At 62.8% G+C, this 18824-nt stretch carries 19 protein-coding genes; 18 read left to right on the top strand and 1 reads right to left on the bottom strand.

The window, feature by feature from the left end; genetic code table 11:
- Positions 1-42: 42 nt before the first annotated feature.
- From ndk to ACN9MY_RS23115, 16 genes are all read left to right on the top strand, one after another.
- The gene (gene ndk / locus ACN9MY_RS23190; RefSeq protein ID WP_155441729.1) at positions 43-468 is read left to right on the top strand and encodes a nucleoside-diphosphate kinase; all 426 of its coding nucleotides are present in this window, start codon (positions 43-45) and stop codon (positions 466-468) included.
- A 92-nt stretch (positions 469-560) separates the two neighbouring features.
- A complete protein-coding gene (rlmN, locus tag ACN9MY_RS23185) occupies positions 561-1733 on the top strand; it encodes a 23S rRNA (adenine(2503)-C(2))-methyltransferase RlmN (protein WP_426318750.1) in 1173 nt (390 codons plus the stop codon).
- Positions 1733-2548 carry a type IV pilus biogenesis/stability protein PilW gene (pilW, locus tag ACN9MY_RS23180; protein WP_426318749.1) on the top strand — a complete coding sequence of 272 codons (816 nt, stop codon included), beginning with the start codon at positions 1733-1735 and terminating at the stop codon, positions 2546-2548. The genes rlmN and pilW overlap by 1 nt, the downstream gene beginning before the upstream one ends.
- A gap of 13 nt (positions 2549-2561) precedes the next feature.
- Positions 2562-3794: a RodZ domain-containing protein gene (locus ACN9MY_RS23175; RefSeq protein ID WP_426336194.1), complete on the top strand. Its 1233-nt coding sequence runs from the start codon at positions 2562-2564 to the stop codon at positions 3792-3794.
- 15 nt (positions 3795-3809) lie between these two features.
- The gene (gene ispG, locus ACN9MY_RS23170; RefSeq protein ID WP_426318748.1) at positions 3810-5072 is read left to right on the top strand and encodes a flavodoxin-dependent (E)-4-hydroxy-3-methylbut-2-enyl-diphosphate synthase; all 1263 of its coding nucleotides are present in this window, start codon (positions 3810-3812) and stop codon (positions 5070-5072) included.
- Positions 5073-5116: 44 nt separating this feature from the next.
- Positions 5117-6415, top strand: a complete 1299-nt coding sequence (gene hisS, locus ACN9MY_RS23165; protein WP_426318747.1) for a histidine--tRNA ligase — start codon at positions 5117-5119, stop codon at positions 6413-6415.
- A 24-nt stretch (positions 6416-6439) separates the two neighbouring features.
- Positions 6440-7087 (top strand): YfgM family protein, encoded by a 648-nt coding sequence (locus tag ACN9MY_RS23160; RefSeq protein ID WP_426163092.1) that lies wholly within the window; start codon positions 6440-6442, stop codon positions 7085-7087.
- Between the two features lie 4 nt (positions 7088-7091).
- Complete coding sequence (gene bamB, locus ACN9MY_RS23155; protein WP_426163090.1) at positions 7092-8240, top strand: outer membrane protein assembly factor BamB; 1149 nt, start codon at positions 7092-7094, stop codon at positions 8238-8240.
- Positions 8241-8247: 7 nt separating this feature from the next.
- The gene (gene der / locus ACN9MY_RS23150) at positions 8248-9594 is read left to right on the top strand and encodes a ribosome biogenesis GTPase Der (RefSeq protein WP_426318746.1); all 1347 of its coding nucleotides are present in this window, start codon (positions 8248-8250) and stop codon (positions 9592-9594) included.
- A gap of 190 nt (positions 9595-9784) precedes the next feature.
- The gene (gene hfq, locus ACN9MY_RS23145) at positions 9785-10030 is read left to right on the top strand and encodes an RNA chaperone Hfq (RefSeq protein ID WP_055931606.1); all 246 of its coding nucleotides are present in this window, start codon (positions 9785-9787) and stop codon (positions 10028-10030) included.
- Positions 10031-10040: 10 nt separating this feature from the next.
- Entirely contained in the window at positions 10041-11186 is a 1146-nt protein-coding gene (gene hflX, locus ACN9MY_RS23140) for a GTPase HflX (RefSeq protein ID WP_426318745.1), read from the top strand.
- 9 nt (positions 11187-11195) lie between these two features.
- Positions 11196-12428 (top strand): FtsH protease activity modulator HflK, encoded by a 1233-nt coding sequence (gene hflK / locus ACN9MY_RS23135; RefSeq protein WP_426163080.1) that lies wholly within the window; start codon positions 11196-11198, stop codon positions 12426-12428.
- Positions 12428-13303: a protease modulator HflC gene (gene hflC / locus ACN9MY_RS23130; protein ID WP_426318744.1), complete on the top strand. Its 876-nt coding sequence runs from the start codon at positions 12428-12430 to the stop codon at positions 13301-13303. The genes hflK and hflC overlap by 1 nt, the downstream gene beginning before the upstream one ends.
- A gap of 146 nt (positions 13304-13449) precedes the next feature.
- On the top strand, positions 13450-14610 hold the full coding sequence (locus ACN9MY_RS23125; protein WP_426318743.1) for an ATP phosphoribosyltransferase regulatory subunit: 1161 nt from the start codon (positions 13450-13452) through the stop codon (positions 14608-14610).
- A gap of 5 nt (positions 14611-14615) precedes the next feature.
- A complete protein-coding gene (locus ACN9MY_RS23120; protein WP_426163074.1) occupies positions 14616-15926 on the top strand; it encodes an adenylosuccinate synthase in 1311 nt (436 codons plus the stop codon).
- A 104-nt stretch (positions 15927-16030) separates the two neighbouring features.
- Positions 16031-16576 (top strand): phosphoribosyltransferase, encoded by a 546-nt coding sequence (locus ACN9MY_RS23115; RefSeq protein ID WP_426163072.1) that lies wholly within the window; start codon positions 16031-16033, stop codon positions 16574-16576.
- A gap of 52 nt (positions 16577-16628) precedes the next feature.
- On the opposite strand, the gene ACN9MY_RS23110 is transcribed toward ACN9MY_RS23115, so the two are convergent.
- On the bottom strand, positions 16629-17069 hold the full coding sequence (locus ACN9MY_RS23110; protein WP_426318742.1) for an FKBP-type peptidyl-prolyl cis-trans isomerase: 441 nt from the start codon (positions 17067-17069) through the stop codon (positions 16629-16631).
- A 150-nt stretch (positions 17070-17219) separates the two neighbouring features.
- Between ACN9MY_RS23110 and ACN9MY_RS23105 the strand changes: the two genes are divergently transcribed.
- Entirely contained in the window at positions 17220-18215 is a 996-nt protein-coding gene (locus ACN9MY_RS23105; RefSeq protein WP_426318741.1) for a hypothetical protein, read from the top strand.
- Positions 18212-18808, top strand: a complete 597-nt coding sequence (locus ACN9MY_RS23100; protein WP_057259514.1) for a MarC family protein — start codon at positions 18212-18214, stop codon at positions 18806-18808. Before ACN9MY_RS23105 ends, ACN9MY_RS23100 begins: the two co-directional genes overlap by 4 nt.
- The last annotated feature ends 16 nt before the right edge of the window (positions 18809-18824 follow it).

The raw sequence follows: 18824 nt of genomic DNA, 5'->3' as shown, positions 1-18824 counted from the left end.
ATTTCTTCTTTTAAACCTTTCTTTTTATTGGAGTTTTTCATAATGGCAATCGAACGCACCCTGTCGATCATCAAACCTGACGCAGTAGCCAAGAACGTGATCGGCCAGATCTACAGCCGTTTCGAAGGCGCAGGCCTGAAAGTGATCGCTGCCCGCATGACCCAGCTGTCCCGCGCTGAAGCCGAAGGCTTCTACGCTGTGCACCGCGAGCGTCCTTTCTTCAAGGACCTGGTTGACTTCATGGTTTCCGGTCCTGTGATGATCCAGGTTCTGGAAGGCGAAGGCGCGATCCTGAAAAACCGCGACCTGATGGGCGCTACCGATCCGAAGAAGGCAGAAAAAGGCACCATCCGTGCTGATTTCGCTGATTCCATCGACGCTAACGCTGTTCACGGCTCCGACGCCGCTGAAACCGCTGCCGTTGAAATCGCCTACTTCTTCCCAGCACTGAACGTCTACTCCCGTTAATTTTTAGCGGTTGTAATGTAGTACAGTAGTATTGCGCCTTGCCCCGGGTCTTCGGTCCGGGGCAAGGCCGTTTTTGAAATTGAGTAAAAAGCATGGAAACATCCCTCACCAACCTGCTGGATTTTGATCCGGAGCAACTAGTCGCCTACTGCGCGGAGCTGGGGGAGAAGCCTTTCCGTGCCAAACAGCTGCAGCGCTGGATCCACCAGTTCGGTGCATCCGACTTTGACAGCATGACCGACCTCGCCAAGTCCTTGCGCGAGAAGCTGAAGACCCGCGCCCACATCGTGGCGCCCGCCGTCATCAGCGACCATACTTCCGCCGACGGCACCCGCAAATGGCTGGTGGACGTGGGCAATGGCAATGCCGTGGAAACCGTGTTCATCCCGGAAGAAAACCGCGGCACGCTGTGCATCTCGACCCAGGCCGGTTGCGCCGTGAATTGCCGTTTCTGCTCGACCGGCAAGCAGGGCTTCAACCGCAATCTGACCGTGGGCGAAATCGTCGGCCAGCTGTGGATGGCCGAATTCGCGCTGCGCCAGACCAAAGGCATCGAACCCGGCCCGAAAGGCGAGCGCCAGATCACCAATGTGGTGATGATGGGCATGGGCGAGCCGCTGCTGAATTACGGACCGACCGCCACCGCACTCAAGCTGATGCTGGACGATAACGCCTACGGCCTGTCGCGCCGCCGCGTGACCCTGTCCACCTCGGGCGTGGTGCCGATGATCGACAAGCTGTCGCAGGACGTGCCGGTGGCGCTGGCCGTATCGCTGCACGCCTCCAACGACAAGCTGCGCGACGAGCTGGTCCCGCTGAACAAGAAGTACCCGCTGAAGGAACTGCTGGCGGCGTGCAAGCGCTACCTGGAGTTCGCGCCGCGCGACTTCATCACATTCGAGTACTGCATGCTCGATAACTACAACGACACGGATGAACATGCGCGCGAACTGATCGCGCTGGTGAACCATCCGGAGTTCGGTGTCAATTGCAAGTTCAACCTGATTCCTTTCAACCCCTTCCCGGAATCGGGCCTGCTGCGCTCCAAGAACCCGCGCATCAAGGCCTTCGCCGAAATTCTGATGAATGCGGGCATCGTAACCACCATCCGCAAGACGCGCGGCGATGATATCGACGCGGCTTGCGGGCAGCTGGCGGGCGAAGTGAAAGATCGCACCCGCGTGGCTGAACGGATGGAAAAGATGACCGAATACCAGAAGAAGTACGGCGCCGATTTCGGCAAGATTGTGGAGATTCGTTCCTGATGACCGATTTCGCCCAGCGCCGCTTCAAGTGCCTGGCCGCGGTCGTGCTGGCCGGCGTATTGGCGGGCTGCGCGACTTCGGGGCATGGCCCCAGCGGCAGAGAAGATCTGAAGACCCTTTCCGACCAGACTTCCGCGCAGAAGCGCGCCGAGATCCGCATGCAGCTCGCGATCGGCTACTTCGAGCAGGGTAACTACCCGATTGCGCTCGACGAGGTGAAAAAGGCGATCGCTGCCGATCCGCAGGGCGCCAATGGCTACAGCCTGCGCGCCATCATCTACATGCGCATGGGCGAGAAGGACCTGGCGAATGACAACTTCCTGCAGGCGCTGAAGCTGGCGCCAAACGATCCTGACCTGAACAATAATTACGGTTCCTTCCTGTGCCAGAACGACCGCGTCAAGGAATCGTTCAAGCATTTCGATGCAGCGCTGGCGAACCGCAATTACCGCTCGCCGGCCGGTGCCATGAACAATGCGGGCAACTGCGCGCTGAAGGTCAGGGACATCGACCTGGCCGAGCGCTACCTGCTGGGCGCCTTGAAGCTGACGCCGGATGTGCCGGAAACGAATATCGGCCTGGCCAAGGTGTACTATGCGCGGCGCGATTATCCGCGCGCCAGCTTCTTTATCACGCAATTGCACAAGGTAGCGAAGCTGGACAGCCTGCCGGCCGACATACTGTGGCTGGCGATCAAGGTGCAGCACAAGATGGGCGATGAGGGTCTGGAGCAGGGCTTCGCGACCCAATTGCGGCGTCACCACGCCCAGTCGCCGGAGTACGCAGCGTATCAACGTGGGGCGTTTGATGAGTGAGAACGGGGAACCAATGGATTCTGAGCAGGACAAGCCGACCAGCCGGCAGCAAGCTTCCGCGCCCGGGGCAGCACTGGCAGCGGCACGCGAGGCGATGGGGCTGTCGGTCGAGCAGGTTGCCGACCAACTGAAACTGGCGCCGCGCCAGGTGGTGGCGATCGAACAGGGCGATTTCGATGCCTTGCCAAACCGCGCGGTAACGCGTGGTTTCATCCGCGCTTACGCGAAGGCAGTACGTCTCGACCCGGCGCCGCTGGTGGCGATGGTGGAAGTGGAAGGGGCGGCAGGGCATGCCGATGCGACCGTGCGCCCGACCATGGTGAAGGCTTCGTTCCAGGAGTCGCGCTTCCCTTCGCTGAACGAACGCAATAACGGCAAGCCGCTGGGCGCGATCGTGGCCGGCGTGGGCGTGCTGGCATTGCTTGGCCTGGCAGCGGCCTGGCAGATGGGCATCCTGTCGCCGCTGACGCTGGCGACCCGCGGCGGGCTCACTGCGCCAGCAGCTCCGGCCGAGCCTGCGGTGCCAGTGGTAACGCAAGCGGGTGTGCAGCCTGCCGAAGCGCCAATGCAGACGCAGAACGTGCCGTTGATTTCGGTGCCGCCGCAACCAGGCAGCAATACTGCGCCGGATGCGGTGGCGGGCGTCGGCGTGCCTGCGCAAGCGGCTGTACCGGCAGCCGCGCCGGGCACCGTCGCGGCCATGGCTCCTGGCATGACCACGACATCGGGCGGCGTTGCTGCGCCGGCAACTGCGCCCGTGACGGCGCCAGGCAATGCCGCAGGCGCGCCTGTAGCGGGCGTCGCCCCGGTCAACCGCGCTGCACCGACCGTTGGCGGTGCGCCAGCCGTTGGCACGGCGCCGGCAACCACGACGCCAGCTTCGCCGGGCCTGATCCCGGCCAAGCCAACGGCGGTTGCTCCAGCCGCTGCGCAGGGCACCGCACCGGTTGCAACCGCGCCGGCCGTGCCGGCAACGGTAGCTGGGGCAGCTCCCGCGGTAGGTACTGCCGGCGGCAAGCTGGTGCTGACGGTGAAGGAAGATTCGTGGGTCGAGATTCGCCGCGCCGGCCAGCCCAACCTGACCCGTGGCACTGTGAAGGCCGGCAGCACCCAGACCTTCAACGTGCGCGCCGATGACGTGCTGATCGTCGGCAAGCCGAGCGCCGTGAGCGCCAGCCTGGCGGGCGGCAAGCTGGAATTGACGCAAGGTCCGGGCAAGTCGTATGCCCTCGTGAACATCAAGTAATAAGAGTAGCCAAGCATGTCTTCTTCGAACAACCCGATCCCATCCGGACCACTGGCGCGCCGTGCCAGCCGCCGCGTGCTGGTGCAGCATGGCGAGCGCAAGATCTGGGTCGGTGGCGACGCGCCTGTGGTGGTGCAGTCGATGACCAATACCGACACCGCCGACGCGGTGGCGACGGCGATCCAGATCAAGGAACTGGCACGCGCCGGTTCCGAGCTGGTGCGACTGACGGTGGACCGCCCGGAGTCGGCTGCCGCCGTGCCTTACATCCGCGACCAGCTGGACAAGATGGGCATCGACGTGCCGCTGGTGGGCGACTTCCACTACAACGGCCACACCCTGCTGACCGAGTACCCGGACTGTGCCGCGGCGCTGTCGAAGTACCGCATCAACCCGGGCAACGTGGGCAAGGGCGCCAGGCGCGACACGCAATTCGCGCAGATGATCGACGTGGCGGCCAAGTACGGCAAGCCGGTGCGCATCGGCGTCAACTGGGGCTCGCTGGACCAGGCGCTGCTGGCACGCATCATGGACGAAAACGCGGCACGCGAAAATCCATGGACCGCGCAGGCCGTGATGTACGAAGCGCTGATCACTTCCGCGATTGAAAACGCGGTGCGCGCGGAAGAACTGGGCCTGGCGCGCGACAAGATCATCCTGTCGTGCAAGGTGTCCGGCGTGCAGGACCTGATCGCGGTGTACCGTGAACTGGGCAAGCGCTGCGACTATCCGCTGCACCTGGGCCTGACCGAGGCGGGCATGGGCAGCAAGGGCATCGTGGCGTCGACCGCCGCGCTGTCGGTGCTGCTGCAGGAAGGCATCGGCGACACCATCCGCATTTCCCTGACCCCGGAACCGGGCGGCGACCGCACCAGGGAAGTGGTGGTGGGCCAGGAAATCCTGCAGACCATGGGCCTGCGCAAGTTCACCCCGATGGTGATCGCCTGCCCGGGCTGCGGACGTACCACGTCCACCGTGTTCCAGGAACTGGCGGACGATATCCAGAGCTACCTGCGCGAGCAGATGCCGGAATGGAAAAAGACCTACCCGGGCGTGGAGGCGATGAACGTGGCCGTGATGGGCTGCATCGTCAACGGCCCGGGCGAATCGAAGCATGCGAACATCGGCATCAGCCTGCCGGGCACCGGCGAATCGCCGGCCGCTCCGGTTTTCGTCGACGGCCAAAAGGTGGCGACGCTGCGCGGCGATAATATCGTCAGCGAATTCCAGGCCATCGTGCTCGACTACGTACAGAAAAACTATAGCAAAGCAGCTTAAAGAACATGTCCAATAAAGCAGACAAAATCTCGGCAATCAAGGGGATGAACGATCTCCTGCCGGCCGACGCCCACTTGTGGGAAATCTTCGAGAACACCGCGCAGTCCGTGGTGCAGAGCTACGGCTTCCAGCAGATCCGCACCCCGATCGTGGAAGAAACCCGCCTGTTCTCGCGCGCCATCGGCGCCGTGACCGACATCGTCGAGAAGGAGATGTATTCCTTCGAAGACTCCATGAACGGCGACCAGTTGACCCTGCGCCCGGAAGGCACCGCCGGCGTGGTGCGCGCGGTGCTGGAACATAACCTGGTGTACGAAGGCCCCAAGCGCCTGTGGTACAAGGGCCCGATGTTCCGCCACGAGCGTCCGCAGCGCGGCCGCTACCGCCAGTTCCACCAGTTCGGCGCGGAAGCCGTGGGCTTCACCGGCCCGGACGTGGACGCCGAAATGATCGTGATGTGCCGCCGCCTGTGGGATGACCTGGGCCTGGAAAACATCCGCCTGGAAATCAACTCCATCGGCGATGCCGAGGAGCGTGCACGCCACCGCGTCGACCTGATCGCCTACCTGCAGCAGCACGAAGAGCACCTCGACGCCGACGCCAAGCGCCGCCTGCATACCAATCCGCTGCGCATCCTCGATACCAAGAACCCGGACCTGCAAGGCATCGTCAACAGCGCGCCGAAGCTGCTGGACTACCTGGGCGATGAATCGCGTGCGCACTTCGAAGGCGTGAAGAAGATCCTCGACGCCAACGCGATCCAGTACACCGTCAACACCCGCCTGGTGCGCGGCATCGACTACTACAACCGCACCGTGTTCGAATGGGTCACCGACGAACTGGGCGCGCAGGGCACCGTGTGCGCCGGCGGCCGTTACGACCCGCTGATCGAAATGTTCGGCGGCAAGCCAACCCCTGCGGTCGGCTTTGCGATGGGCATCGAGCGCCTGATCGAACTGATGAAAGGCGCCGGCGACACCGCAGCGCCGCGCCAGTGCGACGTGTACCTGGTGCACCAGGGCGAAGCGGCGCGCATGCAAGCCTTCATCATCGGCGAGCGCCTGCGCGACGCCGGCCTGGACGTGATCCTGCACTGCGGCGGCCTGAATGGCGCCGGCAGCTTCAAGTCGCAGATGAAAAAAGCCGACGGCTCCGGCGCAAGCTTCGCAGTCATCATCGGCGAAGACGAAGTGGCCAATAACACTGCCGTCGTCAAGGCAATGCGCGCTGAAGAAGGCGAGGGCCAGCAGCAAACCGTCGCGTTTGAAGGCGTTGTCGATTACGTCGTGGACCAGATCACATGCGGAGACGATTGTGACCACGACCATCACCACCACCATTAATTAAAGAAACAGGCAGACTGAAACATGGCATACGATCTCGACGAACAAGAACAGCTTGCTAACCTCAAGGCATGGTGGGCAAAGTACGGTAACCTGACCACCTGGGTGGTGATCGCAGGCCTGGCCGCCTATTCGGGCTGGAACGGCTGGAACTACTACCAGCGCAACCAGGCGGCGCAAGCCTCCGTGCTGTTTGACGAACTGCAGAGCGCTGTCAACGCCAAGGACAATGCCAAGGTGGCGCGCGTGGCGGGCGACATCGAGACCAAGTTCGGCCGCACCGCCTATGCTTCGCTGGGCGCACTGAGCGCTGCCAAGTCCTTCTTCGATGCCAATGACCTGAAGTCTGCCAAGGCCCAGCTGGAGTGGGTGGTTGCGCACGGCAACGATGAACACAAGAACATCGCGTCGATCCGCCTGGCCGGCGTGCTGCTGGACGAGAAGGCCTACGACGCCGCGCTGAAGGCGCTGGCCGTGGCAGCGCTGCCGCAGTTCAAGGCTTCCGTGGAGGACCGCAAGGGCGACATCCTGGCTGCCCAGAACAAGATGGAAGAGGCCCGCACTGCCTACAAGGCAGCACTGGAAGCGGCCGAGAAGAACAATCCCGGCCGCCAGCTGATCCAGCTCAAGCTCGAATCCATTGGCGGCACGGTGCCGGAAGTGAAGGCCTGATCCGATGCTTGCCACCCGTACTGTTATTGCGCTGGGCGTCGTAGCGCTGGCTGCCGGCTGCGGCAGCCTGAATCCGTTCAAGAAGGAAGACAAGTTCGCGCCGGCCAAGCTGGAAGAACTGAAGTCCGGCGTGCCGGCCCGCATCGTCTGGAAGCACAGCACCGGCAAGGCGGGCGTCAACGTGTTCACGCCTGCGCTGGCAGACAACAGCGTGTTCGTGGCCGATGCCGACGGCGTGATCGAGCGCCTGGACGCCGCCAGCGGCAAGGTGCAGTGGCGCAGCAAGACCGGCGCCGACCTGACCGCCGGCGTCGGCGTCAGCCCGGATGGCAAGCTGGTGGCAGTGGGCGCTGTCAAAGGCCAGCTGATGGCCTTCGATGGCAGCGGCAAGGCGCTGTGGAAAGTCCAGGCGTCGAGCGAAATCCTGTCCTCGCCGGCAGTCGGCAACGACGTGGTGATCGTGCGCACCGTGGATAACAAGGTCACCGCCTATGACGCGGCCGATGGCAAGAAGCGCTGGTTCATTCAGCGTGTCACGCCGCCGCTGACGCTGCGTAATATGCCAGGCCTGGTGATCGCCAACAACAATGTGTACGCGGCGCAGCCTGCTGGCCGCATTCTGGCGATGGCGCTGTCAAACGGCGTGCCGCGCTTTGAAGTGCCGCTGTCCGAACCGCGCGGCGCGACTGAACTGGAACGCGTGTCCGACATCAGCGGCACCCCGACCGTGTTCGAGCAAGACCTGTGCGCGGTGAGCTACCAGGGCAAGGTGGGCTGCCTGGACATCAATACCGGCGTGGCCCGCTGGACCAAGCCGGCATCGTCGGACGTGGGCGTGGGCGTGGACCAGCGCTTCGTGTTCGTGTCGGACGAGAAGGGCGCCGTGCAGGCCTTTGCCCGCGAAGGCGGCGCATCGGCATGGAAGAACGAGAAGCTGGCATACCGCCGCTTGTCGGCTCCGGTTTCCTATGGCCGTTTCGTGGCCGTGGGCGACCTCGAAGGTTATGTGCACTTCCTGTCGCGGGAAGACGGCACGATTTTAGGTCGGATCAGCACCGACGGCAGCGCCATCAAGTCGGCGCCGCTGTTGTCGGGTCCGAATGTGATTTTCCAAACCCAGAATGGGACTGTGGCCGCTATCGCGGTCGAATAAAAATAATATGAAGCCGGTAATTGCACTTGTTGGTCGCCCGAACGTCGGGAAATCGACCTTATTCAATCGACTGACCCGCTCGCGCGATGCGCTGGTGGCGGACCTCCCTGGCCTGACGCGCGATCGTCACTATGGCGAGGGCCGCGTGGGCAATCGCCCGTTCCTGGTCATCGATACCGGCGGTTTCGAACCGGTCGCCAAGGAAGGCATCATGTTCCAGATGGCCCTGCAGACCAAGCAGGCCGTGGCCGAAGCCGACGTGGTGGTGTTCCTGGTCGATGGCCGCCAGGGCATGACCCCGCACGACAAGACGATTACCGATTTCCTGCGCAAATCCGGCCGTCCGGTGCTGCTCGTGGTGAACAAGGCCGAAGGCATGCGCTATACCGCTGCCGTATCGGACTTCTACGAGCTGGGACTGGGCGATCCGTATGCGATTTCCGGCGCCCACGGCGACGGCGTGCACGACCTGGTGGCCGAAGCGCTGGACAAGGCTTTCGCCTCGCGCCCGGCCGACGAGGAAGAACTGCTGCCGCAGGAACGCGGCGTGAAGATCGCCCTGGTAGGCCGCCCGAACGTGGGCAAGTCGACCCTGATCAACACCCTGGTGGGCGAAGAGCGCGTGATCGCCTTCGACATGCCGGGCACGACCCGCGATTCGATCGAGATCCCGTTCGAGCGCGACGGCAAGCAGTACACCCTGATCGACACGGCCGGTATCCGCCGCCGCGGCAAGGTGTTCGAGGCCATCGAGAAGTTCTCGGTAGTGAAGACGCTGCAGTCGATCTCGGAAGCCAATGTGGTGATCCTGATGCTCGATGCGCAGCAGGATATCTCCGAGCAGGATGCCCACATTGCGGGCTTCATCCTGGAGTCGGGCCGTGCCCTGGTGGTGGCGGTCAACAAGTGGGACGGCTTGCAGTCGGACGACCGCGACCAGGTGAAGATGGACATGGACCGCAAGCTGGACTTCCTGTCCTTCGCCAATACCCACTTCATCTCGGCCCTGCGCGGCACCGGCATCGGCCCGCTGATGAAATCCGTGAACGGCGCTTATGCCGCCGCCACGGCCGACCTGCCGACGCCCAAGCTGACCCGCGCCTTGCAGGAAGCGATCGAGAAGCAGGAACCGAAGCGCAAGGCTGGCGTGCGTCCGAAAATGCGCTATGCGCACCAGGGCGGCCAGAATCCGCCGATCATCGTCATCCACGGCAATTCGCTGGATGCGGTGTCCGAGCCGTACAAGCGCTATCTGGAGAAGCATTTCCGCGATAGTTTCAAGCTGGTCGGCACCCCGCTGCGGATTGAGTTGCGCAACGGCAAGAATCCTTTCGACAAGCGCGAGAAGGCTTGATCAGCGAGTTCAGGGCCGGCATTTGCGGAGCAAATGCCGGCCCTGACCCCGGAATAAGCTGACCTTAAGGTTTATCCGGCTGCAAGATTTAAAAAAACAAGGTACAGTGTCTTTGGAGCAGCATCCCCAGCACTTGAAAAACAGGCGCAGCGTCTCCAATTCGTACACAACAACATAAAACGGAGCTGTTATGAGCAATAAAGGGCAATTGTTACAAGACCCATTCCTGAACGCGCTGCGTAAAGAGCACGTTCCAGTCTCGATCTACCTGGTCAACGGCATCAAGCTGCAGGGTCATATCGAGTCTTTCGACCAATACGTGGTCCTGCTGCGTAACACCGTGACCCAGATGGTTTACAAGCACGCCATTTCCACCGTGGTGCCTGCCCGCGCCGTCAACCTGAACATGGATAACTCCTCCGAGGCAGCGGAGTAAGCCACTTCGTATGCGTGCAGCTTTAGTCGGGGTAGATTTCGGTCAGGGCGACTTTGCTGCCAGTATCGAGGAGTTGATGCTGCTGGCCCGCTCCGCGGGCGCAGAGCCGGTCACCACCATTACCGGCAAACGGTCTTCGCCGGATGCCGCGTATTTCGTCGGTAGCGGCAAGGCCGATGAAATCGGTCATGCAGTGCAAGACCACAAGCTCGAAATCGTCATCTTCAATCATGCGCTGTCCCCAGCCCAGCAGCGCAACCTGGAAAAACGCCTGAACGTCAGGGTGCTTGACCGCACCAGCCTGATCCTCGACATCTTTGCGCAGCGCGCGCAAAGCCACGAGGGCAAGCTGCAGGTCGAGCTGGCCCAGTTGCAGCACCTGGCCACGCGCCTGGTGCGCGGCTGGACCCACCTTGAGCGCCAGAAGGGCGGTATCGGCCTGCGCGGTCCCGGTGAAACCCAGCTCGAAACCGACCGCCGCCTGATCGGCGAACGCGTGAAGATGCTGCGTGCCCGCCTGGCCAAGCTGCGCAAGCAGCACGAGACCCAGCGCCGCGCCCGCGGCCGCAGCCACACGTTCTCGGTGTCCCTGGTCGGCTATACCAATGCCGGCAAGTCGACCCTGTTCAATACCATGACCAAGGCCGGCGTCTACGTCGCGGACCAGCTGTTCGCCACGCTCGATACGACCTCTCGCCGGGTCTACATGGGCGAGGAAATCGGCAACGTGGTGGTCTCCGACACGGTCGGCTTCGTGCGCGAATTGCCACACCAGCTGGTGGCCGCCTTCCGCGCCACGCTGGAAGAGACCATCCATGCCGATTTGCTGCTGCACGTGGTCGACGGTTCGTCGCCGGTGCGCATGGAGCAGATCGAGCAGGTCAACCTGGTGCTGCGCGAGATCGGCGCCGACCATATCCCGCAGATCCTGGTGTGGAACAAGATCGATGCGGCAGGCCTGGAGCCGGCGGTCGAACGTAATGAGTATGATAAGATTTCCCGCGTATTCATCAGCGCACGCACGGGCGAAGGCCTGAACCTGCTGCGCGATGCAATCTGTGAGGCAGCACGGGATGAGCAGGAGGCGCTGGCCAACCCCAAGGAGGAGCTGGCGCCTGACAGTATTCTCAACTTTACCCAAGTAGGATCTCACTAAAAGAAAAATATGCCTTTTTCCTCTCTCAAGAAAAGACTCGGCAACTATATTGCCCAGGAAGGCAAAAAGCCCGGCGAAGGGCCGCCGGACCTCGATCAACTCTGGCGTGATTTCAACCAGCGCCTGAATGGCCTGTTCGGCGGCGGCAAGAACCGCGGCAGCAATCCGGGCGGTGGCGGCAATGGCGGCGGCGACATGAAGGGCGCCGGCTTCACCGTTGGCGCGGTCGCTTCGGTGGCAGCCCTGGTGTGGCTCGCCTCCGGCGCGTTCATCGTGCAGGAAGGCCAGACCGGCGTGGTCACCACGTTCGGCAAATTCAGCCACACCACGCCGGCCGGTTTCAACTGGCGCTGGCCGTATCCGTTCCAGGGCAATGAAATCGTCAACGTGTCCCAGGTGCGCACGGTCGAAGTAGGCTACCGCGGCAGCGCGAAGACCAAGATGGCTTCCGAAGCGCTGATGCTGACCGAAGACGAGAACATCATCGACATCCAGTTCGCCGTGCAGTACAAGGTAAGCGATCCGGTGAAGTGGCTGTATGCCAATCGCGATGCGGAAGGCACGGTAGGCCAGGTGGCCGAAACGGCGATCCGCGAAATCGTCGGCCGCAGCAAGATGGACTTCGTGCTGTATGAAGGCCGCGAAAAGGTCGCCACCGACACCCAGCAACTGATGCAGACCATCCTGGACCGCTACAACTCGGGCGCGCAAGTGACCAACGTGACGATGCAGGGCGTGCAGCCGCCGGAGCAGGTGCAGGCCGCGTTCGATGACGCCGTGAAAGCAGGGCAGGACCGCGAGCGCCAGAAGAACGAAGGCCAGGCCTATGCCAACGACATCGTGCCGAAAGCGCGCGGTGCGGCATTCCGCCTGATCCAGGAAGCCGAAGCCTACCGCGCCATGACGGTGCAGAATGCGACCGGTAACGCGGACCGCTTCAAGTCCGTGCTGGCCGAGTACCAGAAGGCGCCGGCCGTGACGCGCGACCGCATGTACCTGGACACCATGCAGCAGATCTTCTCCAACACCAGCAAGGTGATGGTCGATTCCAAGGCTGGCAGCAACCTGCTGTACCTGCCGCTGGACAAGCTGATCGCCCAGGTGGCAGCTACCGAGGGCCGCGCCGCCAGCGTGACGCCGCCGCCGCCAGCGGCCGTGCTGCTGCCGCCGGAACCGACATCCGACCCGAACCGCCGCGATGGCCGTTCGCGTGAATCGTCCCGTGACCGGGAGGGCCGTTAATGAATCGCTTTGCAACTATCCTGATTACCGGCTTCATCGCCCTGATGCTGCTGTCGTCCACCGTGTTCGTGGTGGACCAGCGCAAGTACGCCATCGTGTTCGCGCTGGGCGAAGTGAAGCAGGTGATCTCCGAGCCTGGCCTGCACTTCAAGCTGCCGCCGCCGTTCCAGAACGTGGTGTACCTGGACAAGCGCATCCAGACCCTGGACCCGAAAGAGGCTGACCGCTTCATTACCGCTGAAAAGATGAACATCCTGGTGGATGCCTTCGTCAAATGGAAGGTGACTGACCCGCGCCTGTACTTCGTCTCCTTCGGTGGCGACGAAAGCAGGGCCGGCGACCGCATGCAGCAGATCGTGAAGGCGGCGCTGAACGACGAAATTACCAAGCGCACCGTGCGCGAAGTGATCTCCGGCCAGCGCGGCAAGGTGATGGAATCAATCCGCAGCAAGGTGGTGGACGAGGCCAAGCAGATCGGCGTGGAAATCGTCGACGTGCGCCTGAAGCGCGTGGACTACGTTGAGCAGATCAACAACTCGGTGTACGAGCGCATGAAGGCCGAGCGCGCCCGCGTGGCCAACGAAGCCCGTTCCACCGGCGCCGCCGAGTCGGAGCAGGTGCGCGCCGACGCCGACAAGCAGCGTACCGTGATCCTGGCCGAGGCTTACCGCGAAGCGGAAAAGATCAAGGGCGAGGGCGATGCCAAGGCGTCCCAGATCTATGCCGAAGCATTCGGCCGCAATCCGGAGTTCTACAAGTTCTACCGTTCGCTGGAAGCTTACCGTGCTTCCTTCAAGACCAAGGCTGACGTGATGCTGGTCGATCCACAGTCCGACTTCTTCAAATACTTCAAGAGCGCAGGCTCCGGCAAGTAACAGTTTCAGCAGCTATGGCGCCGCTCCTGCGGCGCCATTTTTTTACCTGCACCGCAACAATTTCGCGTAAAATACGCGGTTTGGTCATCCGATTTTCCGGATGGCGTAGTTGCGCCTGCATTGTTTTTAATTCAATAGCACCAACCATGCCGAATTGGCTTTTGCCTGAATATATTGCCGACGTCTTGCCATCCGAAGCACGCAAGATCGAGGAGTTGCGCCGCCTGATGCTGGATAACTTCCGGCTGTACGGCTACGAGCTTGTGATGCCGCCGATGCTGGAGTACGTCGAGTCCCTGCTGACCGGCGCCGGTGCCGACACGGACCTGCGCACGTTCAAGCTGGTGGACCAGATTTCCGGCCGCATGCTGGGCCTGCGCGCCGACATGACGACCCAGGTGGCGCGCATCGACGCCCACCTGCTGAATCGCGCCACCGTGACCCGCCTGTGCTATGCCGGCTCCGTGCTGCATACCCGCCCGTCCGGCCTGCATTCGACGCGAGAGCCTTACCAGATCGGCGCCGAAATCTACGGCCATGCCGGCCTGGAAGCGGACGCGGAAATCCAGGAACTGGCACTCGGCTCGCTGTCGCTGGCCGGTTTCACCGACATGCGCCTGGACCTGACCCACGTCGGCGTGCTGCGCGCGATCCTGGCGCAGGATCCTGCCGCGACCAGGGATTACGACGCCATCGTGGCCCTGCTGCGCGGCAAGGATGCGCCGGGGCTGCAGCAGCAGACCGCCAGGTACAACGAGGTGACCCGCGCAGCACTGCTGGCATTGCCGAACCTGTACGGCGACGTCGAAGTGCTGAAGCGCGCGCGCGAAGTGCTGCCGCCACTGCCGGGCATCACCCATGCGCTGGCGGAACTGGCTGCGCTGGCGGCATCGGCCATCGGCCGCGCCGAAGTGGCGATCGACCTGGCCGACCTGCGCGGCTACCAGTATGAGAGCGGCGCCATGTTCGCCCTGTACGTGCCGGGCCTGCCGAATGCGGTAGCACGCGGCGGCCGCTACGACCACGTGGGCGAAGCATTCGGCCGCGCGCGTCCGGCCACCGGCTTCTCGCTGGACCTGCGCGAACTGGCGCGCCTGCTGCCGACCGCGGAGCGCAAGCATTCGATCCGCGCGCCATGGGGCAATGCACCGGAATTGAAAGAAAAAATCGCCGAGCTGCGCAAGTCCGGCGAAGTTGTGATCCAGTCGCTGCCGGGTCATAACGATGAACAGGACGAGTTCGAGTGCGATCGCGCGCTGGTGCTCGACGAAAGTGGTAGTAACTGGATTCTCAAAAACTTAGGTTAATTGTGATGTCAAACAAAACTGCAAAGAACGTTGTTGTTATCGGCACCCAGTGGGGCGATGAAGGCAAAGGCAAGATCGTCGACTGGCTGACTGAACACGCCCAGGGCGTGGTGCGCTTCCAGGGCGGCCACAACGCGGGCCACACCCTCGTGATCGGCGGCGTCAAGACCGCCCTGCAGCTCATCCCTTCGGGCATCATGCGCCCAGGCGTGGCCTGCTACATCGGCAACGGTGTGGTGCTGTCCGTGCCTGACGTGCTGCGCGAAATCGACAAGCTGGAAGCAGCCGGCGTGGAAGTGGCTTCCCGCCTGAAGATCTCCGAGGCTTGCCCGGTCATCCTGCCTTACCACACGGCGCTGGACGCGGCGCGTGAAGCCGCCCGCGGCGCCGCCAAGATCGGCACCACCGGCAAGGGCATCGGCCCTGCATACGAAGACAAGGTCGCCCGCCGCGCCATCCGCGTGGCCGACCTGCTGAACGCCGAGCGCTTTGCAGAGAAGCTGAAAGAGAACCTGGACTACCACAACTACGTCCTGGAAAACTACCTCAAGGCGCCGAAGATCGATTACCAGAAGACCCTGGACGATGCGCTGGCCTACGTGCCGCGCCTGCGCCCGATGGTGACTGACGTGTCGTCCGCCCTGTACGCAACCCACAAGGCCGGCGGCTCGCTGCTGTTCGAAGGCGCGCAAGGCTCGCTGCTGGACGTCGACCACGGCACCTATCCGTTCGTCACCTCGTCGAACTGCGTGGCGGGTAACGCTGCTGCCGGCGCCGGCGTCGGTCCTGGCATGCTGCACTACATCCTGGGCATCACCAAGGCCTACACCACCCGCGTTGGTTCCGGCCCGTTCCCATCCGAACTGCCGACCGATGCAGGCGTCGGCCACCACCTGTCCTCCGTGGGCCACGAGTTCGGCACCGTGACCGGCCGTGCCCGTCGTTGCGGCTGGTTCGACGCAGCGCTGCTGCGCCGTTCGGTGCAGATCAACGGCGTGTCGGGCATGTGCCTGACCAAGCTGGACGTGCTGGACGGCCTGGAAACCCTGAAGATCTGCACCGGCTACACCATCAACGGCAAGCAGGTCGACATCTTCCCGGTCGGCGCCGAAGACGCTGCGCTGTGCCAGCCGATCTACGAAGAAATGCCAGGCTGGAAGGAAAGCACCGTCGGCGCCAAGTCGATGGACGCGCTGCCTGCCGCTGCCCGTGCTTACATCAAGCGCATTGAAGAAGTGGTCGGCGTGCCGATCGATATGGTTTCCACCGGCCCTGACCGCGAAGAGACCATCGTCCTGCGCCACCCGTTCGAGTAACGCATTGCAAGGCGGGCCACAAGCCCGCCCGTACCGGCCAGCGCCGGACAGTAGGGCGGGTCAATGACCCGCCTTTCCAATTTCAGAGAGAAGGAAAAGCAATAATGAGCACTCCGCAATCCGACCAAAAGCACCTGTGGGTCTCCTGGGACGAGTATCACCGCCTGATCGAGCGCCTGGCGCTGAAGGTCCATGAATCGGGCTGGAAGTTCGACATGGTGCTGTGCCTGGCGCGCGGCGGCGTGCGTCCTGGCGACGTGTTCTCGCGCATCTTCGACGTGCCGCTGGCGATCCTGTCGACCAGCTCCTACCGCGAAGAAGCGGGCACCGTGCGCGGCGACCTGGATATCGCCAAGTACATGACCATGACCAAGGGCCCGCTGTCCGGCAAGATCCTGCTGGTGGACGACCTGGCTGATTCCGGCGTGACCCTGACCAAGGTGATGAAGCACCTGAAGGACAACTTTGAAGGCGTGACTGAAGTGCGTTCGGCCGTGATCTGGACCAAGGGCTGCTCCGCGTTCAAGCCTGATTACCAGATGGAAGAGCTGCCGCACAATCCGTGGATCCACCAGCCGTTCGAAGACTACGACGGCCTGCGTCCGCACCAGCTGGCGGCATGGATCAAGAAAGGCGAGACCGGCGCATAATTGCGTCGGCTTCGAAAGAAAGCGGAAGGGTGGAAGCCCTTCCGCTTTTTTTTCAGCGTACTTCCAGCAGTTCGACGTCGAAGATCAGGTTCGAGTTCGGCGGAATCGGACCGATGCCGTTGCTGCCATAGCCCAGGGAAGCAGGCACGACCAGGGTGCGTTTGCCGCCCACCTTCATTCCCTGCACGCCTTGGTCCCAGCCTGGAATCACTTGTCCGGCGCCGAGCGGGAAGCTGAAAGGCTTGCGGCCGATGGACGAATCGAACTGCGCGCCATGCTGCTGCGGCGAGTTCGGTTCGTAAATCCATCCGGTGTAATTGACGACGACGCTAGCGCCGGCAAGCGCTTCCTTGCCGGTGCCGACAACGGTATCAATCTTCTGGAACGGGATGGCGGCGGCTTCGGATTGCGCCGGTGGATTGCTGCGCTCGCAGCCGGCCAATGCCAGGGTAAGGCTTGCGCCGATAAGGCAGGCGGAAAACAGTCGCTTCATGTTCTTCTTTCAAAATAAACGGCAAAGAAGCAAGTGTACTGAATTCGCCACAAATTGCGAAAAATCAGCAGCTATCGGTATTTTAAGATATTTCCATGGGGAAATGACTATACAATTCTTGGCATTATTTTGCTGTTGCCAGGATAGTCGATGTTTCCTTCGATGCTGTTGTCTGTGATGCTGGCGGTGTCGCCCCCTGAGCCGGGCGGCGCCCAGGCCGCCAAACCTGCCGCATTGCACAAGCACTGGGCCGAGCGCAAATTCGACGCCATCGAGCGCAGCCTGCGCGAGTCGTGCACATCCGACCCGGCCGGCTTCGAAGCGCAATTCGACAGCTATTTCCGCAGCACGCAAACCTGGGAAGCTGACCGCAACGCGCTGGAGCAATGGCGCCAGCAAGCGCCCGATGCGCTGGCGCAGGCGCTGGTCGAAGCGATCTATTGGCGCGCCTATGCCTCGCAACTGCGCCTGGGCGCCGTTGGCCACCTGCAGAAAGAGGCCATGGCGTTTTACCAGGAGCAGTTGGGGCGCGGCATGGCGCGCCTGCAGCACGTCAAGGCGCAGGCCAATGCCTGCCCGCTGTGGCATAGCCTGAACATCAGCCTGCAGTTGGAGGGCGCCGGTTCGCGCCGCAGTGCCGCCAGCGCATACCTCGACGCGGTGCAGGCTTTCCCGAATGACTTGCAGATCCACTTCGCCATGTCGCGCGCCTACAGCCCGCGTTCGGGCGGCAGTGCGGTCCAGTTCGACCAGTTTGCACGGCGTGCCGTGTTCTTCACCAAGGCAGTGGAGGGCGGGGCCATGTACGCGCGCCTGTACTGGCGCGAAGATGGCAATGGCAGCGATGCGATCCAGTTCCGCGAGCAACGCGGCCTGCCGGAATGGCGCATGGTGAAGAGCGGTTTTGAAGACCTGCTGCAGCGGCATCCTCAAGACCTGCGCGGCCGCAACAAGTTCGCCTCATTCGCCTGCCGTGCCAATGACCGCGAGACTTACCTCCGGCTGCGCCAGGAACTTGGCGAGCGCATCATGCCCGAGCTGTGGCCGGACGTGGCCAGTGCCGAGGCCTGCGACCGCAAACTGGGCAAGGGCGCCTCCGCCGCCACTTCGCCGACGCAAGCCGGTGGTGTAAACTCGCACTCATGACTCAAGACTTCTTCCAGACCTTTATCCTGCTGATGCTGGTGACCGACCCGTTCGGCAACGTTCCCATTTTTGCGTCGGCGCTGGCCACGGTGCCGCCCAAGCGCCGCCCGAAAATCGTGGTGCGCGAATGCCTGATCGCCTTCGTCGTGCTGCTGGTGTTCATGTTCTTCGGCAGCCACTTCCTCAAGGCCCTGAGCCTGTCTGAAGCCTCGCTGCGCATCGCGGGCAGCGTGATCCTGCTGCTGATTGCAATCCGCATGGTGTTCCCGCATCCGGACGGGGTGCTGGGCAAGCAGGAGGGCGGGGAACCGTTCATCGTGCCGCTGGCGATTCCCGCGCTGGCAGGCCCATCCGCGCTGGCGACCGTGTTGCTGTTCTCGCGCGAGAGCACCGGCGAAGTACTGATGCACGTGGCGGCGCTGGCGGCCGTGGTGGTGGTGTGGCTGGTGGTGTTCCTCGGCGCCGAGCGCTTGCAAAAGGCCCTCGGTTCGCAGGTGATGACGGCCTTCGAACGCCTGATGGGGCTGATCCTCGCGGCGATGTCGATCGAGATGCTGCTGGGCGGCGTGCGCGAGTTCGTCAAGACGCTTTAAAGCGGCAGTAACGCCT

This window comes from Pseudoduganella sp. R-31, from assembly GCF_049913235.1.
Lineage (GTDB): Bacteria > Pseudomonadota > Gammaproteobacteria > Burkholderiales > Burkholderiaceae_D > Rugamonas.
The sequence above is the reverse complement of the archived record's forward strand: the minus strand, read 5'-3'. Positions and strand labels throughout refer to the sequence as shown.

What these genes read in the sequence shown, in the direction of transcription:
- rlmN (WP_426318750.1), top strand. Translation starts at nt 561, where the DNA reads ATGGAAACATCCCTCACCAACCTGCTGGATTTTGATCCGGAGCAACTA.
- hisS (WP_426318747.1), top strand. Translation starts at nt 5,117, where the DNA reads ATGAACGATCTCCTGCCGGCCGACGCCCACTTGTGGGAAATCTTCGAG.
- ndk (WP_155441729.1), top strand. Translation starts at nt 43, where the DNA reads ATGGCAATCGAACGCACCCTGTCGATCATCAAACCTGACGCAGTAGCC.
- ACN9MY_RS23175 (WP_426336194.1), top strand. Translation starts at nt 2,562, where the DNA reads ATGGATTCTGAGCAGGACAAGCCGACCAGCCGGCAGCAAGCTTCCGCG.
- ACN9MY_RS23160 (WP_426163092.1), top strand. Translation starts at nt 6,440, where the DNA reads ATGGCATACGATCTCGACGAACAAGAACAGCTTGCTAACCTCAAGGCA.
- pilW (WP_426318749.1), top strand. Translation starts at nt 1,733, where the DNA reads ATGACCGATTTCGCCCAGCGCCGCTTCAAGTGCCTGGCCGCGGTCGTG.
- ACN9MY_RS23120 (WP_426163074.1), top strand. Translation starts at nt 14,616, where the DNA reads ATGTCAAACAAAACTGCAAAGAACGTTGTTGTTATCGGCACCCAGTGG.
- ACN9MY_RS23115 (WP_426163072.1), top strand. Translation starts at nt 16,031, where the DNA reads ATGAGCACTCCGCAATCCGACCAAAAGCACCTGTGGGTCTCCTGGGAC.
- hflX (WP_426318745.1), top strand. Translation starts at nt 10,041, where the DNA reads ATGCGTGCAGCTTTAGTCGGGGTAGATTTCGGTCAGGGCGACTTTGCT.
- hflK (WP_426163080.1), top strand. Translation starts at nt 11,196, where the DNA reads ATGCCTTTTTCCTCTCTCAAGAAAAGACTCGGCAACTATATTGCCCAG.
- ispG (WP_426318748.1), top strand. Translation starts at nt 3,810, where the DNA reads ATGTCTTCTTCGAACAACCCGATCCCATCCGGACCACTGGCGCGCCGT.
- hfq (WP_055931606.1), top strand. Translation starts at nt 9,785, where the DNA reads ATGAGCAATAAAGGGCAATTGTTACAAGACCCATTCCTGAACGCGCTG.
- ACN9MY_RS23110 (WP_426318742.1), bottom strand. Translation starts at nt 17,069, where the DNA reads ATGAAGCGACTGTTTTCCGCCTGCCTTATCGGCGCAAGCCTTACCCTG.
- ACN9MY_RS23125 (WP_426318743.1), top strand. Translation starts at nt 13,450, where the DNA reads ATGCCGAATTGGCTTTTGCCTGAATATATTGCCGACGTCTTGCCATCC.
- der (WP_426318746.1), top strand. Translation starts at nt 8,248, where the DNA reads ATGAAGCCGGTAATTGCACTTGTTGGTCGCCCGAACGTCGGGAAATCG.
- hflC (WP_426318744.1), top strand. Translation starts at nt 12,428, where the DNA reads ATGAATCGCTTTGCAACTATCCTGATTACCGGCTTCATCGCCCTGATG.
- bamB (WP_426163090.1), top strand. Translation starts at nt 7,092, where the DNA reads ATGCTTGCCACCCGTACTGTTATTGCGCTGGGCGTCGTAGCGCTGGCT.
- ACN9MY_RS23105 (WP_426318741.1), top strand. Translation starts at nt 17,220, where the DNA reads ATGTTTCCTTCGATGCTGTTGTCTGTGATGCTGGCGGTGTCGCCCCCT.
- ACN9MY_RS23100 (WP_057259514.1), top strand. Translation starts at nt 18,212, where the DNA reads ATGACTCAAGACTTCTTCCAGACCTTTATCCTGCTGATGCTGGTGACC.